Origin of the sequence: Aminobacter sp. BE322, from assembly GCF_050433525.1 — a bacterium.
Taxonomy (GTDB): Bacteria; Pseudomonadota; Alphaproteobacteria; order Rhizobiales; family Rhizobiaceae; genus Aminobacter.
Genome location: NZ_JBNPXB010000014.1, coordinates 75,738 through 90,003 on the forward strand (window position 1 = coordinate 75,738; position 14,266 = coordinate 90,003).

Annotated in this window: 11 protein-coding genes; 3 read left to right on the forward strand and 8 right to left on the reverse strand. The window is 66.6% G+C overall.

Translation table 11 applies throughout. The annotated features are described in order from the left end of the window. Positions 1-3: 3 nt before the first annotated feature. Both J2X50_RS18485 and J2X50_RS18490 read right to left on the reverse strand, forming a co-directional pair. A complete protein-coding gene (locus J2X50_RS18485) occupies positions 4-1,536 on the reverse strand; it encodes an acyl-CoA carboxylase subunit beta (RefSeq protein WP_429097193.1) in 1,533 nt (510 codons plus the stop codon). Then, positions 1,536-2,117, reverse strand: coding sequence for a biotin transporter BioY (locus J2X50_RS18490; protein ID WP_429097195.1), 582 nt, complete (start codon positions 2,115-2,117; stop codon positions 1,536-1,538). Before J2X50_RS18490 ends, J2X50_RS18485 begins: the two co-directional genes overlap by 1 nt. Before the next feature lie 166 nt (positions 2,118-2,283). On the opposite strand from J2X50_RS18490, the gene J2X50_RS18495 reads away from it, so the two are divergent. Further along, positions 2,284-3,696 carry a helix-turn-helix domain-containing protein gene (locus J2X50_RS18495; RefSeq protein WP_429097197.1) on the forward strand — a complete coding sequence of 471 codons (1,413 nt, stop codon included), beginning with the start codon at positions 2,284-2,286 and terminating at the stop codon, positions 3,694-3,696. 194 nt (positions 3,697-3,890) lie between these two features. Here the strand turns inward: J2X50_RS18495 and J2X50_RS18500 are convergent, their stop codons facing one another. After that, a complete protein-coding gene (locus J2X50_RS18500; protein ID WP_429097200.1) occupies positions 3,891-4,241 on the reverse strand; it encodes a DUF423 domain-containing protein in 351 nt (116 codons plus the stop codon). Positions 4,242-4,611: 370 nt separating this feature from the next. Here J2X50_RS18500 and J2X50_RS18505 point away from each other — a divergent pair, with 370 nt between their 5' ends. Continuing rightward, positions 4,612-6,921 (forward strand): Tex family protein, encoded by a 2,310-nt coding sequence (locus tag J2X50_RS18505; protein WP_429097202.1) that lies wholly within the window; start codon positions 4,612-4,614, stop codon positions 6,919-6,921. A gap of 361 nt (positions 6,922-7,282) precedes the next feature. Beyond that, positions 7,283-8,500, forward strand: coding sequence for an argininosuccinate synthase (locus J2X50_RS18510; RefSeq protein WP_429097204.1), 1,218 nt, complete (start codon positions 7,283-7,285; stop codon positions 8,498-8,500). A gap of 114 nt (positions 8,501-8,614) precedes the next feature. Here J2X50_RS18510 and holA read toward each other — a convergent pair whose 3' ends face one another. From holA to ccoG, 5 genes are read right to left on the reverse strand one after another with little or no spacing between them, the layout of a single operon-like run. Further along, positions 8,615-9,664 carry a DNA polymerase III subunit delta gene (gene holA, locus J2X50_RS18515; RefSeq protein ID WP_429097206.1) on the reverse strand — a complete coding sequence of 350 codons (1,050 nt, stop codon included), beginning with the start codon at positions 9,662-9,664 and terminating at the stop codon, positions 8,615-8,617. A 57-nt stretch (positions 9,665-9,721) separates the two neighbouring features. After that, positions 9,722-9,862: a cbb3-type cytochrome oxidase assembly protein CcoS gene (gene ccoS / locus J2X50_RS18520; RefSeq protein ID WP_429097208.1), complete on the reverse strand. Its 141-nt coding sequence runs from the start codon at positions 9,860-9,862 to the stop codon at positions 9,722-9,724. Beyond that, on the reverse strand, positions 9,859-12,126 hold the full coding sequence (locus tag J2X50_RS18525) for a cation-translocating P-type ATPase (RefSeq protein ID WP_429097211.1): 2,268 nt from the start codon (positions 12,124-12,126) through the stop codon (positions 9,859-9,861). The genes ccoS and J2X50_RS18525 overlap by 4 nt, the downstream gene beginning before the upstream one ends. Next, on the reverse strand, positions 12,123-12,623 hold the full coding sequence (locus tag J2X50_RS18530) for a FixH family protein (RefSeq protein ID WP_429097212.1): 501 nt from the start codon (positions 12,621-12,623) through the stop codon (positions 12,123-12,125). The genes J2X50_RS18525 and J2X50_RS18530 overlap by 4 nt, the downstream gene beginning before the upstream one ends. Further along, positions 12,620-14,176, reverse strand: a complete 1,557-nt coding sequence (gene ccoG, locus J2X50_RS18535) for a cytochrome c oxidase accessory protein CcoG (RefSeq protein ID WP_429097214.1) — start codon at positions 14,174-14,176, stop codon at positions 12,620-12,622. Before ccoG ends, J2X50_RS18530 begins: the two co-directional genes overlap by 4 nt. Positions 14,177-14,266 lie beyond the last annotated feature (90 nt).

Here is a 14,266-nt window from a genome sequence, read left to right on the forward strand (position 1 = left end):
TGCTCACAGCGGTATCGTGTCGTGCTTCTTCCACGGCGCATCGAGCTTCTTGCCGCGCAGGGCGGCGAAGGCGCGGGCGATGCGGCGGCGCGACGAATGCGGCATGATCACCTCGTCGATGAAACCGCGTTCGGCCGCCTTGAACGGATTGGCGAAGTTGGTCTCGTATTCCTTGGTGCGCTCGGCGATCTTGTCGGCGTCGCCCAGTTCGGAGCGGTAGAGGATCTCGGTCGCACCCTTGGCGCCCATGACCGCGATCTCGGCCGTCGGCCAGGCATAGTTGATATCGGCGCCGATGTGCTTGGAGGCCATGACGTCATAAGCCCCGCCATAGGCCTTGCGCGTGATCAGCGTGACCATCGGCACGGTCGCCTGCGAATAGGCGAAGAGCAGCTTGGCGCCGTGCTTGATGACACCGCCATATTCCTGCGCGGTGCCCGGCAGGAAGCCCGGTACGTCGACCAAAGTCAGGATCGGGATCGAAAACGCGTCGCAGAAGCGCACGAAGCGCGCCGCCTTGCGCGAACTGTCGATGTCGAGGCAGCCGGCCAGCACCATCGGCTGGTTGGCGACGACGCCCACCGTCTGGCCCTCGATGCGCGTGAAGCCGGTGATGATGTTCTTGGCGAAGGCTTCCTGGATCTCGAAGAAATCGCCCTCGTCGGCGATGGCCAGGATCAGCTCCTTCATGTCGTAGGGCTTTGTCGCGCTGTCTGGGATCAGCGTGTCGAGGCGCTTCTCCAGCCGGGCCGGATCGTCGTGGAACGGCCGCACCGGCGGCTTCTCGCGGTTGTTGAGCGGCAGGAAGTCGAAAAGCAGGCGGACCTGCTCCAGCGCCTCGATGTCGTTCTCGTAGGCGCCGTCGGCGACCGAGGACTTCGACGTGTGGGTGCGGGCGCCGCCCAACTCCTCGGCGGTGACGATCTCGTTGGTGACGGTCTTCACCACGTCGGGACCGGTCACGAACATGTAGGAACTGTCCCGCACCATGAAGATGAAGTCGGTCATGGCCGGCGAGTAGACCGCGCCGCCGGCGCAGGGACCCATGATGACCGAAATCTGCGGGATCACCCCGGAGGCGTCGACGTTGCGCTTGAACACGTCGGCATAGCCGGCCAGCGAGGCGACGCCTTCCTGGATGCGGGCGCCGCCTGAATCGTTGAGGCCGATGACCGGGGCGCCGTTGCGCACCGCCATGTCCATGATCTTGCAGATCTTCTGGGCATGGGTTTCGGACAGCGAGCCGCCGAGCACGGTGAAGTCCTGCGAGAAGACATAGACCAGGCGGCCGTTGATGGTGCCCCAGCCGGTGACCACGCCGTCGCCCGCCACCTTCTGCTCGGCCATGCCGAACTCGGTCGTGCGATGGGTGACATACATGTCGAACTCTTCGAAGGAGCCTTCGTCGAGCAGGACGTCGATGCGCTCGCGCGCGGTCAGCTTGCCCTTGGCATGCTGGGCGTCGATGCGCTTCTGGCCACCCCCGAGGCGGGCTTCGGTGCGGCGGGCTTCCAGTTGTTCGAGAACGGCGCGCATCAGTTCATGCCCTTTGCGGAAAGCCACTTCCATGCGGCGGGGAAGGCGACGGCGGCCAACACGGCCTTCATGATGTCACCGGGGATGAAGGGGAAAAGCCCCAAGGCCAGCACCGGCTTGTCCCAGCCGATGACGCTGCCGAGCCAGAAGAGGCCGGGAATGTAGATCACGGCGCCGGCGAGTAGTGCGGCGGCCATGGCGGTGAAGACATTGCGGTCCCAGCCGCGCTCGGCCAGCCAGCCCGCAAGCAGGGCAGCGAAAATGTAGCCGAGCAGATAGCCGCCGGTCGGGCCCATCATGTAGGCGAGGCCGATGCCCTTTTCGGGCGTGCCGGCGAAGACCGGCAGGCCGAGAGCGCCCTCGGCGAGATAGAGCGCCACGGCGGCGGCACCGCGCACCGGGCCGAGCGCCAGGCCAAGACCGATCACGACAAGCGTCTGCATGGTCATCGGCACGGGATAGAACGGCACCTGGACCTTGGCCGACAGCGTCAGCAGCAGCGAGCCGGCGATGACGGCCACGACATCCGCCGGGGTGAGCCGGCCTGTCGGCCTGTCGGCAACCGCATGGTAGAGCGTCATGGACTTTCTCCCGCACTATGAGGTTGAAAAATGATGGCTCCTCGCCACTTCCACGGCAAGGAGCGAATAGCGCCCATTACGCTCAAGTCGGCTTCCGGAAAACCGTTGAAAATGTGCAAAAGCGTAATGTACAAATTCGAGAACTGAAAATTGCGAATTTGCAAACATGGCGACCCGCAAACTCTATATCGGCCGCAAGGTGCGCGAGCTGCGAGAGGCCAACAAGGCCACCCAGCAGAGCTTCGCCGAGCGCATCGGCATCTCGACGAGCTACCTCAATCAGATCGAGAACAACCAGCGTCCCGTCTCGGCATCCGTGCTCCTGGCGCTCGCCGAGAAATTCCAGATCGACATTGCCGAGATCTCGCAGGGCGACAGTGACCGCCTGCTGTCGGCCCTGACCGAGGCGCTGTCCGACCCGATCTTCGAGAACTATGCGCCGAACCTGCAGGAGCTCAAGCTGGTGACGCAGAACGCGCCGGGTTTCGCCCGGGCGCTGATCTCGGCCCACCAGGCCTATCGCCGCAACTCGGAACAGCTGGCGAGCCTGGACGACACTCTGGGCAGGAGTGCGAGTTTCGCCGAGCCGACGCCCTATGAGGAGGTGCGCGACTTCTTCCACTTCGTCGACAACTACATCCATGGCCTCGACGTGGCGGCCGAGCGGCTGGCCGGCGAGCTCGGCATCGGCGGGCGCGACAGCTATGCGGCGCTCGGCGAATATCTCGAAAGTCGCCACGGCGTGCGTATCGCCCGCGCCGACGCGGGCGACGACGCGCTCAGGCGCTTCGACCCCAAATCCGGCGTCCTGTTCCTCAACCCCTATTCGCCCGTCGCGACGCGAAGCTTCCAGATCGCCTTCCAGATCGCCGAAATGGAGATGGAGGCACAGGTCGCCAAGATCGCTCGTTCCGCCGATTTCCGCACCAACGAGGCGGTCGAAATCTGCAAAATGGGCCTGCATAACTATTATGCCGGGGCCCTGACCTTGCCCTACCAGGCGTTCATGAAGGCCGCGCAGGAGCTGCGCCACGACCTGGAGCTGCTCGCCGCCCATTTCGGCGCCTCGATCGAGCAGGTCGCGCATCGCTTGAGCACCCTGCAGCGCCCGGGCTTCAAGGGGGTGCCGATCTTCTTCGCCCGCATCGACCGCGCCGGCAACATCACCAAGCGCCATAGTGCGGCCAAGCTGCAGTTTGCCCGCTTCGGCGCAGCCTGCCCGCTGTGGAACGTGCACCAGGCCTTCGAGGCTCCGGGGCGCATCATCCGCCAGCTGGCCGAGACGCCCGACGGCGTACGCTACCTCTGCATCGCGACGGAGATCTCCAAGGGCGGCGTCGGATTCAACGCACCGCACCGGCGCTATGCCATCGCGCTCGGCTGCGAGGTCGCCTATGCGCAGGACTTCGTCTATGCCGACGGGCTGGAGCTCGGCAGCAAGACCGCCTTCGATCCCATCGGCATCTCATGCCGCATCTGCGAGCGCACCAACTGCCAGCAGCGCGCCATTCCGCCGCTCAAGCGCCGCCTGGTGATCGACAAGGACGTCCGCCACCCACTGCCATACCGGATCGGCTGAGAGCTGCACGACTATATATGCGCTGAGCTGCCCCTCACCCCTCCCCGTGAAGAATGGGGAGAAGGAGGTGTCGCTGTGGAGCATCGTCCTTCTTTGGAAGCAAGGGCGCCGACCGTGCGGCCATCCTCCTTCCCCCCGTCCTTTGCGGGGAGAAGGTCCGGCAGGGGATGAGGGCGGCACAAACCTCCCCGAGCCTAACTTTTGCGCGCCACCAGCCCGCCGGCGGCCAGCAGCAGCCAGCCCAGGATCATGCCGGCCCCGCCGATAGGTGCCGCGAATGGGAACAGCCGCTGCCCGAGATAGTCCCGCGCGAGCAGGTCGCCGGCAAACAGCAGCAGCCCTGCGATCAGCACCAGCGCGCCGGCGCGCAGCAGCTTTCCGCCAGCGACCAGCGACAGCGCAAGCAGCACCGGCGCGTGGATGAGCAGGAAGTTGGCCGCGACGGCGACGTTGGTGCTGCCGCCATGGCTGGACGCAGCCGACAGCGCCACGCCGGCTGCGCCGCACAATGCCGCCGCGACAAACAGGACCCGATCGAAATGCATGCTTTTGCTCCCGCTTTCCCGCTTTGCGGGAGGTAATCGCAACGTCGTCTTACCCCCACCCCTAACCCCTCCCCACGAGGGGGAGGGGAAATCCGCCGACCGTATCCGCATCTGATCCGGCCAAGTCCAAGCGGGGCCAGTGATAGGGGCCGCTTCGGCAGTCCCCCCTTGTGTGGGGGGGGTATCGTCACACCATCATACCCAAGGGCACAGGGAAGCCGCCCAGCAAAACTTCCCTCTGCAGCCGCGCCGATTGCCGCAGCCGTGCCGCTTTTCTGTGGAGCCTGAACGAGCACGAACGATTGGCCGTTTGGTGTTCGCGCCGGCAGTCACTATGTTCGCGCACCCGTTCAACAGGCACCAGGATTCCATGGCTGGCGACAACAGGAAAATCGCTGCGATCATCGCAGCCGAGATCAATGCGAAGCCCGAGCAGGTCGTGGCGGCCGTCGGGCTGCTCGACGAGGGCGCGACCGTTCCCTTCGTCGCGCGCTATCGCAAGGAGGTCACCGGCGGCCTCGACGACACCCAGCTGCGCGATCTCTCCGAGCGCCTCGCCTATCTGCGCGAGCTCGAGGCGCGCCGCGCGGCGATCGTCGAGTCCATCACCAGCCAGGGCAAGATGACCGACGACCTGGCGGTTCGCATCGCTACCGTAACGACCAAGGCCGAGCTTGAGGACATCTACCTGCCCTACAAGCCCAAGCGCCGCACCAAGGCGGAAATTGCCCGGGAGCGCGGGCTCGGTCCGCTGGCCGAAGCCATCCTCTTCGACCGCTCCAAGGTGCCGGCCGAGCTGGCCGAGGCCTATGTCGGCGGCGAAGTGGCCGACGTGAAGGCAGCGCTCGAAGGCGCGCGCGACATCGTCGCCGAGGGCATCTCGGAAAACGCCGACCTGCTCGGCCGCCTGCGCGGCCACATGAAGGAGCGCGCCGTGCTGCGCGCCCGCGTCGTCGACGGCAAGCAGGATGCCGGCGCCAAGTTCTCCGACTACTTCGATCATTCCGAGCGCTGGGCTGGAGTGCCGAGCCACCGCGCGCTCGCCATGCTGCGCGGCCGCAACGAGGACGTGCTGTCGCTCGACCTCGAGATCGACGCCGACGACACCTCGCCTGTCAAGCCGGTGGAGCGCATGATCGCCGCCGCCTACCAGATCGGCGCGACGCTGCCGGGCGATCAGTGGCTGATGCAGGTCGCCGGCTGGACCTGGCGCGTGAAGCTGTCACTGTCGCTCTCGCTCGACCTGATGCGCGACCTGCGCGAGGCGGCCGAGGAAGAGGCGATCCGCGTCTTCTCGCGCAACCTCAAGGACTTGCTGCTCGCTGCGCCCGCCGGTTCGCGCGCCACCATGGGCCTCGATCCGGGCATCCGCACCGGTGTCAAGGTCGCGGTCATCGACGCCACCGGCAAGCTGCTCGACACCACCACCGTCTATCCCTTCCCGCCCAAGAACGACGTGCGTGGCACCCAGGCCGAGCTTGCCCGGCTGATCATCCGCCACAATGTAGAGCTGATCGCCATCGGCAACGGCACCGGCAGCCGCGAGACCGAGCGACTGGTCGCCGACATGCTGCAGGACATGCCGGCGCCGAAGCCGACCAAGGTCATCGTCAGCGAGGCCGGCGCCTCGGTCTATTCGGCGTCTGCAACGGCGGCAGCCGAGTTCCCCAATCTCGACGTGTCGCTGCGCGGCGCTGTCTCCATCGCGCGACGCCTACAGGATCCGCTCGCCGAGCTGGTCAAGATCGAACCCAAGTCGATCGGCGTCGGCCAGTACCAGCACGACGTCGACCAGTATCGCCTCGGCCGTTCGCTGGAAGCCGTCGTCGAGGATGCGGTGAACGCCGTCGGCGTCGACCTCAACACGGCGTCCGCTCCCCTTCTCGCCCGCGTCTCGGGGCTCGGGCCGTCTCTGGCGGAGTCGATCGTCGCCTATCGCGATGCCTCGGGCGCCTTTGCCACGCGTCGTGACCTGCTAGCCGTGCCGCGTCTCGGCCAGCGGGCCTTCGAGCAATGCGCCGGCTTCCTGCGCATTCGCGACGGCAAGGAACCGCTCGATGCGTCGTCGGTCCATCCGGAAGCCTATGGCGTCGCCAAGAAGATCGTCGCCTCCTGCGGCCGCGACCTGCGCCAGCTGATGGGCGACAGTGCGGCGCTGAAGGCCATCGACCCGCGCGCGTTCGTCGACGAGCGTTTCGGCCTGCCGACGGTGCGCGACATCATCGCCGAGCTGGAAAAGCCTGGCCGCGACCCGCGCCCGGGCTTCAAGACCGCGACCTTCGCCGACGGCATCGACGACATCAAGGACCTGAAGCCGGGCATGCTGCTGGAAGGCACCGTCACCAACGTCGCCGCCTTCGGCGCCTTCGTCGACATCGGCGTGCACCAGGATGGCCTCGTCCATGTCTCGCAGCTGGCCGACAAGTTCGTGAAGGACCCGCACGAGGTGGTGAAGGCCGGCGACGTGGTCAAGGTCCGTGTCGTCGAGGTCGACATCCCGCGCAAACGCATCGGGCTCACCATGCGCAAGGATGGCGGCGAGGCGGCGCCGCGTTCGGCCGCACCCGCCAAGGGCCGCGACATGAAGTTCAGCTCCGCATCTCCCAAGCCGCAGCCGAACAAGCCGGCGCAGCAAGGCGCGTTCGGCGCGGCGCTGCTCGAGGCGATGAAGCGGAAGTAACGCGCGAGGACGTCAAGGCCAGCTCCCGGTCTCCGTCTCGCTCGGCAGTCCCGTAGCCGTGGCATCTCCGGCGATGCAGAGGCGCGACGCGGACGTCCCCCTCTCCCCGTTCTTCGCGGGGAGAGGGTAAGGGTGAGGGGCAATCCTGGGGCGTTTGCGCTGCCCCTCATCTGCCTGCCGGCATCTTCTCCCCGTGAAGGACGGGGAGAAGAACGCTGTCAGCGACGTTGCGCTCCTTCTGCAACCAGCCGAGCCGCCCCCTGCTCCCCAGCGGCATCATCGCCCTTGCCCGCTTGGCCGTTCGTGTTAGAAAGCCCGGGAAAACGCGGCTCCGGCCGCCTGCGAAAGGTGCCCTGCTCAAATGACCAAGTGGAAAGACGTCAAGAAGGTCGTGCTCGCCTATTCCGGCGGTCTCGACACCTCCATCATCCTCAAGTGGCTGCAGACCGAACTCGGCGCGGAGGTCGTCACTTTCACCGCCGATCTCGGCCAGGGCGAGGAACTCGAGCCGGCGCGCAAGAAAGCCGAGATGCTCGGCATCAAGGAGATCTTCATCGAGGACGTGCGCGAGGAATTCGTCCGCGACTTCGTCTTCCCGATGTTCCGCGCCAACGCCGTCTATGAAGGCGTCTACCTGCTCGGCACCTCGATCGCGCGCCCGCTGATCTCCAAGCACCTCGTCGACATCGCCCGCAAGACCGGCGCCGACGCCATTGCCCACGGCGCTACCGGCAAGGGCAACGACCAGGTCCGCTTCGAGCTGTCGGCCTATGCGCTGAACCCCGACATCAAGATCATCGCGCCCTGGCGCGACTGGTCGTTCAAGTCGCGCACCGACCTGCTCGACTTCGCCGAGAAGCACCAGATCCCGGTCGCCAAGGACAAGAAGGGCGAGGCCCCCTTCTCCGTCGACGCCAACCTGCTGCACTCGTCGTCCGAGGGCAAGGTTCTGGAAGACCCGGCCGTCGAGGCGCCCGAATACGTCCACATGCGCACGATTTCGCCTGAGGCAGCGCCGGACAGGGCGACCATCATCAAGATCGGCTTCGAAAAGGGCGATGCCGTCTCGATCAATGGCGCGCGCCTGTCGCCGGCGACGCTGCTTGCCAAGCTCAACGACTACGGCCGTGACAACGGCATCGGCCGTCTCGACCTGGTCGAGAACCGCTTCGTCGGCATGAAGTCGCGTGGCGTCTACGAGACCCCGGGAGGCACGATCCTGCTTCAGGCGCACCGCGCCATCGAGTCGATCACGCTCGACCGCGGTGCCGCGCACCTCAAGGACGAGCTGATGCCGCGCTATGCCGAGCTGATCTACTACGGCTTCTGGTTCTCGCCCGAGCGCCAGATGCTGCAGGCGGCGATCGACCTCAGCCAGAAGGACGTCGAGGGCGAAGTCACCCTCAAGCTCTACAAGGGCAACGTCATGGTCATCGGCCGCGACAGCTCCAAGTCGCTCTACTCGGACAAGCTGGTCACCTTCGAGGACGACCAGGGCGCCTACGACCAGAAGGACGCCGCCGGCTTCATCAAGCTCAATGCGCTGCGCCTGCGCACGCTGGCAGCCCGCAACCGCTGATCGCCGCTAACCCCCACCTCACGAAGTGGGGGCAGCGAACCGCTTCGGCGAGCGCCGCCATTCACATGGCGGCGCATCTCCCGATACCGGAATGCTTGCCGTCTCGACCGCCTTCTAACGCCGTCCCGCCGCCAGGCGGGCGCCTTCCACTGCAATTCCCAGCATCGCCTGGCGTGCCAGGGCCACGGCCAGCTCCGGCCGGCAGCGGGTCTGCAGGGTCGTTGCCTGCAGACGTGCCAGCGCGCGATCGATCGCCGCCGAACTCCAGCTCGTCAGCGCCCGCTCGACCGCCCGCTTGCGCGAAAAGAACACCGGCGGCCGTGCCGCCGCGATGACCGCCGCGGCATTGCGGTTGCCACCTTCGAGCTCGCTGCGCATCAGATGCAGGTTCTGCAGGTGGCGCAAGGCGGCCGCCAGCAGTTGTGCGGCCTGGCTGCCGTTCTGGCACTGCTTGGTGAAGGCTGCGTCGAATTCGGCTATGTTACCGCCAAGGGCGGCGTCGACGGCATCGTCCAGCGACAGCGCCGACACGTCACCCGTCATTGCCTTGACGTCGTCGAGGCTGATCTCGCCCTTGCCCATGGCGTAGAGCGTCAGCTTCTGCAGTTCGCCGCGCGTCGCCAGCCGGTCGCCGCCGAGGCTGCGGCGCAGCGCGTTGCGCGCATCGAGCGCCATCGTCAGCCCGGCCGCCCGCAATTCGTCGTCGATGATGGTTTCGAGATCGCGCGCCTCGTCGCCATAGCAGGGCAGGGCCACGCCGCAGAACGCCCCTTCGACCACCGTGCGCAAGGGGGCGCCCTTCTTCAGGTCCTGCGCCTCTATCAGCACCACCGCGTCGCGGGGCGGTTCGGCGGCAAGTGCCTTGACGTCGTCGGCGAGGCTCTTCTGGGCGCCGGCATTGCGCACCCAGATCAGCCGCCTCGGCGCGAACATCGGCACGGTGCGCGCCTCGTCGACGAGGCGGCCGCTGTCGCGATCGACCTCGCCGGCATCGAGCTTCACCACCGAGAACGGGTCGTCGAGCGGCAGCCCGGTCTTGGCGGCAAAGGCCGCGGCCCGCTCGGAAACGAGACCGCGATCCGGCCCGTAGATCAGCACGATCACCGCCTCCGGGGCAGGACGGGCGAGCCAGGAATCGACCTCATGCGCTTTCTTCTGAGCCATGGCACCCTGTTAGCACACGGTGCTGGGCGTGCCGCAGGTTTTTTGGCCGGGGGACCGCTACTCGTCGTCGATCAGGATGCGCTGGGCAGCACCATCCAGGTCGTCGTACTGGCCGCTCTTCAGCGACCAGAGGAAGGCGGCCAGGCCCAGGCCACCGAGGAACAGGGCGATCGGCAGGAGGAAGATGAGCCCACTCATGATGCCATTGCCTCCTTAGTCGGAAACCCCGACGGCGCTTCGAGCGACCGGCGGGCCCGCCTGGCCTTGCCGGTCCCGAGCCTGAGCCCGTTGGCGATCACGATGACCGACGAGCCCGACATGGCCAATGCCGCGACCAGCGGGGTGACGTAGCCGACGAGCGCTATCGGCACGGCGATCGCATTGTAGACGACGGCCAGGATCAGGTTCTGGCGTATCAGCCGCTTGGCTTCCCGCGAAGTGGCAAGCGCCAGCGGAACGGCCGCGAGGCTCTCGCGCAGGAAGACGAAGTCCGCGGCACTCCGGCCGATGTCGGCGGCGCTCGCCGGCGCGATCGATACGTGTGCAGCCGCGAGCGCGGGCGCGTCGTTGAGGCCGTCGCCGACCATCAGCACCTTGCGGCCTTCCGCCTTCAGCTGTTCGAGACGCGCGACCTTGCCGCTCGGCAGTACGCCGGCCGAGGCTTGCGCTATGCCCAGCGCTGTCGCAACCGTCGCCACCGCCTCGGCACGATCGCCGGACAGGATCTCGACCGCGAGACCGCGCTGCCGGAGCGCGGCGACCGCCGAGGCCGCACCCGAACGCAACTGGTCTTCGAAGCGGAATTCGGCCTCGAGCGCGCCATTCCTCGCCAGCACGGTGCCGCGGGCGGCCCCGGCGTCGTGCAGCGCCCATTCCGCACGCCCCAGCCGATAGGTGTCGGCGCCGCTCCTGGCTTCGAGGCCGAATCCCGGCAGCTCGTCGACCCTGTCGAAAGTCCATTCGCTGCCACTCTCGGCCGCGTCGGCCAAGGCGCGGGATATCGGATGGCGAGAGTGCAGGGCGATCGCTGCGGCCAGCGAAAGGGTCCGGGAGGACAATTCGCCGGCTTTCACGAGCTTGGGCATGCCGAGCGTCAGCGTTCCGGTCTTGTCGAAGACGACCGTGTCGATCTCGGCCAGGCGCTCCATCGCCGAGCCGTCCTTGACCATGATGCCGGCCTCGAACAGGCGCCGCGCCGCCGCCACCTGGACGATCGGCACAGCGAGGCCGAGTGCGCAGGGGCAGGTGATGATCAAAACGGCGATGGCGATGGTGATGGCGCGGTAGGCGTCGCCCGAAGCCGCCATCCAGCCGAGGAAGGCAAGGAAGGCCGTCAGGTGCACGACCGGCGCGTAGAGCGCCGACGCCCGGTCGGCGATGCGCCGATAGCCACCGCGGCCGCTCTCCGCCGCCTCCATCAGCCGCATCATCTCGGCCAGGAACGAATCCTCGGCCGCTGCGGTCGCTTCGATGGTCAGCGGTCCGATCAGGTTGAGCGTGCCGGCGCGCAAGACGGCACCCGGCTCCACCGCGACGGGGTCGCTTTCTCCGGAAACGATGGCGCAGTCGAGCTCCGAGTACCCCTTGATCACCCGGGCGTCGACCGGGACGCGTTCGCCGGCGGCGAGCATGATCTGCATGCCCGGCCTGATGTCGCCCACCGGCAGGTAGGCATTGGAGCCGTCGGCCTGGAGCACGGTTGCGCCACGCGCCGCGAGCCTCGCCAGGCCCTTGACCGCGACTCGTGCCCGTTCGCGCATGACATGGTCGAGCGCGCGGCCGATGAGCAGGAAGAAGAGCAGCGACGCCGAAGCGTCGAAATAGGCATGCGGGCCGCTGTTGGCGGTCTCGTAGAGGCTCATTCCGTAGGCGAGCAGCACGCCGATCGAGATCGGCACGTCCATGTTGGTGCGACCGTTGCGCAAGGCCCCCCAGGCGGAGCGGAAGAAGATGCGGCCGGAATAGGCGAGCGCCGGGAGTGCGATCAGCGCCGAGATCCAATGGAACAGGTCGCGCGTCGCATCCTCCGCCCCGGACCACACCGACACGGAAAGGAGCATGATGTTTGCGGCTGCGAATCCCGCAATGCCGAGACCCCGGATCAGTTCGGCGAGGGTCTCGTCCTTGTCGTCGGTGCCCTGTTCGAAGAGGTGGCTTTCATAACCCAGCCGCGCCAGCGCATCGACGATCGGAGGCACGCCGGCGGCTTCACGCCAGCGCACCGAAACGCGCTTGGTCGACAGGTTGACGCGCGCATGCTCGACACCGTCGAGCGCGCTCAGCGCCGCCTCGATGTTGACCATGCAGGCGCCGCAATGCACACCGGGCACGGAAAGGTCGATTTGGCGCAGGCTGCCCGGCACGGAACGGCTCGACAGCGCCAGTTCCTCGCGGGACGGGCCCTTTGAAGCGCCGCCTTGCAGCAGCAGCGCCTCTTCGGCGGCGGGAGCGCAGCAGCTCATTTGACCTCCCCCCTGCTGACGACGATGCGCCGCGCCTCGTGATAGGGGGCGCGGTCGGGGATCACGGCCTCGGTGTTGACGATCCAGATACCGTCGCGAACGGCAGCGGGCGCGACATAGGCGCCGTCGGCCGCACGCTCGAGCTTCACTTGCCAGTCCTCGGCCTCGTACGAGGGCCGTCGGAAGGAAACGGTGACGGATTCGGCCGGCACCGGCGCACCCGAGGCATCGACCAGGCTGTAGCGGATCTCGCCAGCCTTGATCGCGAGCGCACCTTTCCAGCCGAGCGACTGCTGCGCCCTGGCTTCGGCAACCCGCTCGTTGAACTGCTGGCTGGCGACATAGGTGTTCTGGACGACGAGACCCGTCCAGCTGGTGTTGGCGAAGGTCGCCATGACCAGGTTGACGGCGATGATGGTGCCGAAGAAGGCCACCATGATCGCCAGCATGTGCCGGCCGGTGAACTGCCTTGGCTGCTGCAGGGGCCGCAGGGTCATTTGCCGGTCTCCGGAACGTTGAAGTTGGCGACGTAGGAGTCGCTTTCGGAACTCGCCCTGTCTTCGACCACGAAGGTGAAGCTCTGCCCCGCGCTGACCTGCTCGAGCGGCTGGCGAACATAGACCCGCAGCGTGGTGAGCTTGTCGGGCTGGGCCTCGATGTCGACCGAACGGCCTTCGGCCTGCTCCATCCCGACAATGGTCATCGCCGCGCCGGGCAGACCGTCGAGACGCAGCGTCAGGGTGCGCGGCTCCGGCACCATGTTGAGCAGTTTGACGGTGTAGCCGTTGCGGATCGATCCGTCCGACAGGCGCACGAATTGCGGATTACGGTCCTGCAGCACGTTGAGGTCGAGCCGGTCGCGACTGAACAGTGCGACGAGCAGCGCGACGCCGATCAGGCTCCAGGCACCGGCATAGACAAAGGTGCGTAGCCGGAAGATCCGGCGGATGTGGAAATGGGCGATGCCCTTGTCGAGCTTGCCGTCGACATCGCGCACCTGCTTGGGATCGATCGCCCCGGTGGTCGGGTTGGTGGCGATCGCCATATTGGACTGGTAGTCGGCGAGCGTCGCGTAGGAGATCAGGCCGCGCTCCTTGCCGATCTTGTCCATGACGCTGTCGCAGGCGTCGATGCAGAGCGCGCAGGTGATGCATTCGAGCTGCTGGCCGTCGCGGATGTCGATGCCCATCGGGCAGACGGCGACGCAGGCGTTGCAATCGACGCAGTCGCCGACGGAAAGCCCTTCGGCGACTGCCTTCTTGGCATGACGTGAACGCGGCTCGCCGCGCCAGTCGTTGTAGGTGACGGTCAGCGAGTTCTCGTCGAGCATCGCTGCCTGGATGCGCGGCCAGGGACACATGTAGGTGCAGACCTGTTCGCGCATGAGGCCGCCGAAGACGTAGGTGGTGGCGGTCAGGATGGCGACGGTGAGGTAGGCGACCGGCGCTGCCTTGCCGGTAATCAGCTCGCCAAGCAATGTGGGCGCATCGGCAAAATAGAAGATCCAGGCGCCGCCGGTTGCCACCGCAATCAACAGCCAGGTCACGTGCTTGGCGGCACGTTTCCCGAGCTTGTCGAACGACCAAGGCGCGCTGTCGAGCTTGATGCGGGCGTTGCGGTCTCCCTCGATGCCCCGTTCGACCACCAGGAAAAGATCGACCCAGACGGTCTGCGGGCAGGTGTAGCCGCACCACGCACGGCCGACCGTCGAAGTTACCAGGAACAGGCCAATGCCGGCCATGACCAGCATGCCGGCGACATAGAAGAACTCCTGCGGCCAGATCTCGATGGCGAAGAAGTAGAAGCGGCGGTTGGCGATGTCGAGCAAGACCGCCTGATCGGGCGCATAGGGGCCGCGGTCCCAGCGAATCCACGGCGTCAGGTAGTAGATGCCGAGCGTGACCAGCATGACCAGCCACTTGAATTGACGGAACCGGCCGGAGGCCCGCTTGGGGAAGACTTTCTTGCGAGCGGCATAAAGCGGCTGGCGTGTCTTGGCCGAGTTGACCGCCTCGACATCGAGCCGCTCCACTTCCCGTTCGTCAAGCATTCTCGTCTCCTGCTGACCGCCTGCCGGTCAAGATCGACAGGGTCGCTTCGTCTTTGCCTCATCTGCCACCCCGGAGCCTTGACCCAGGTC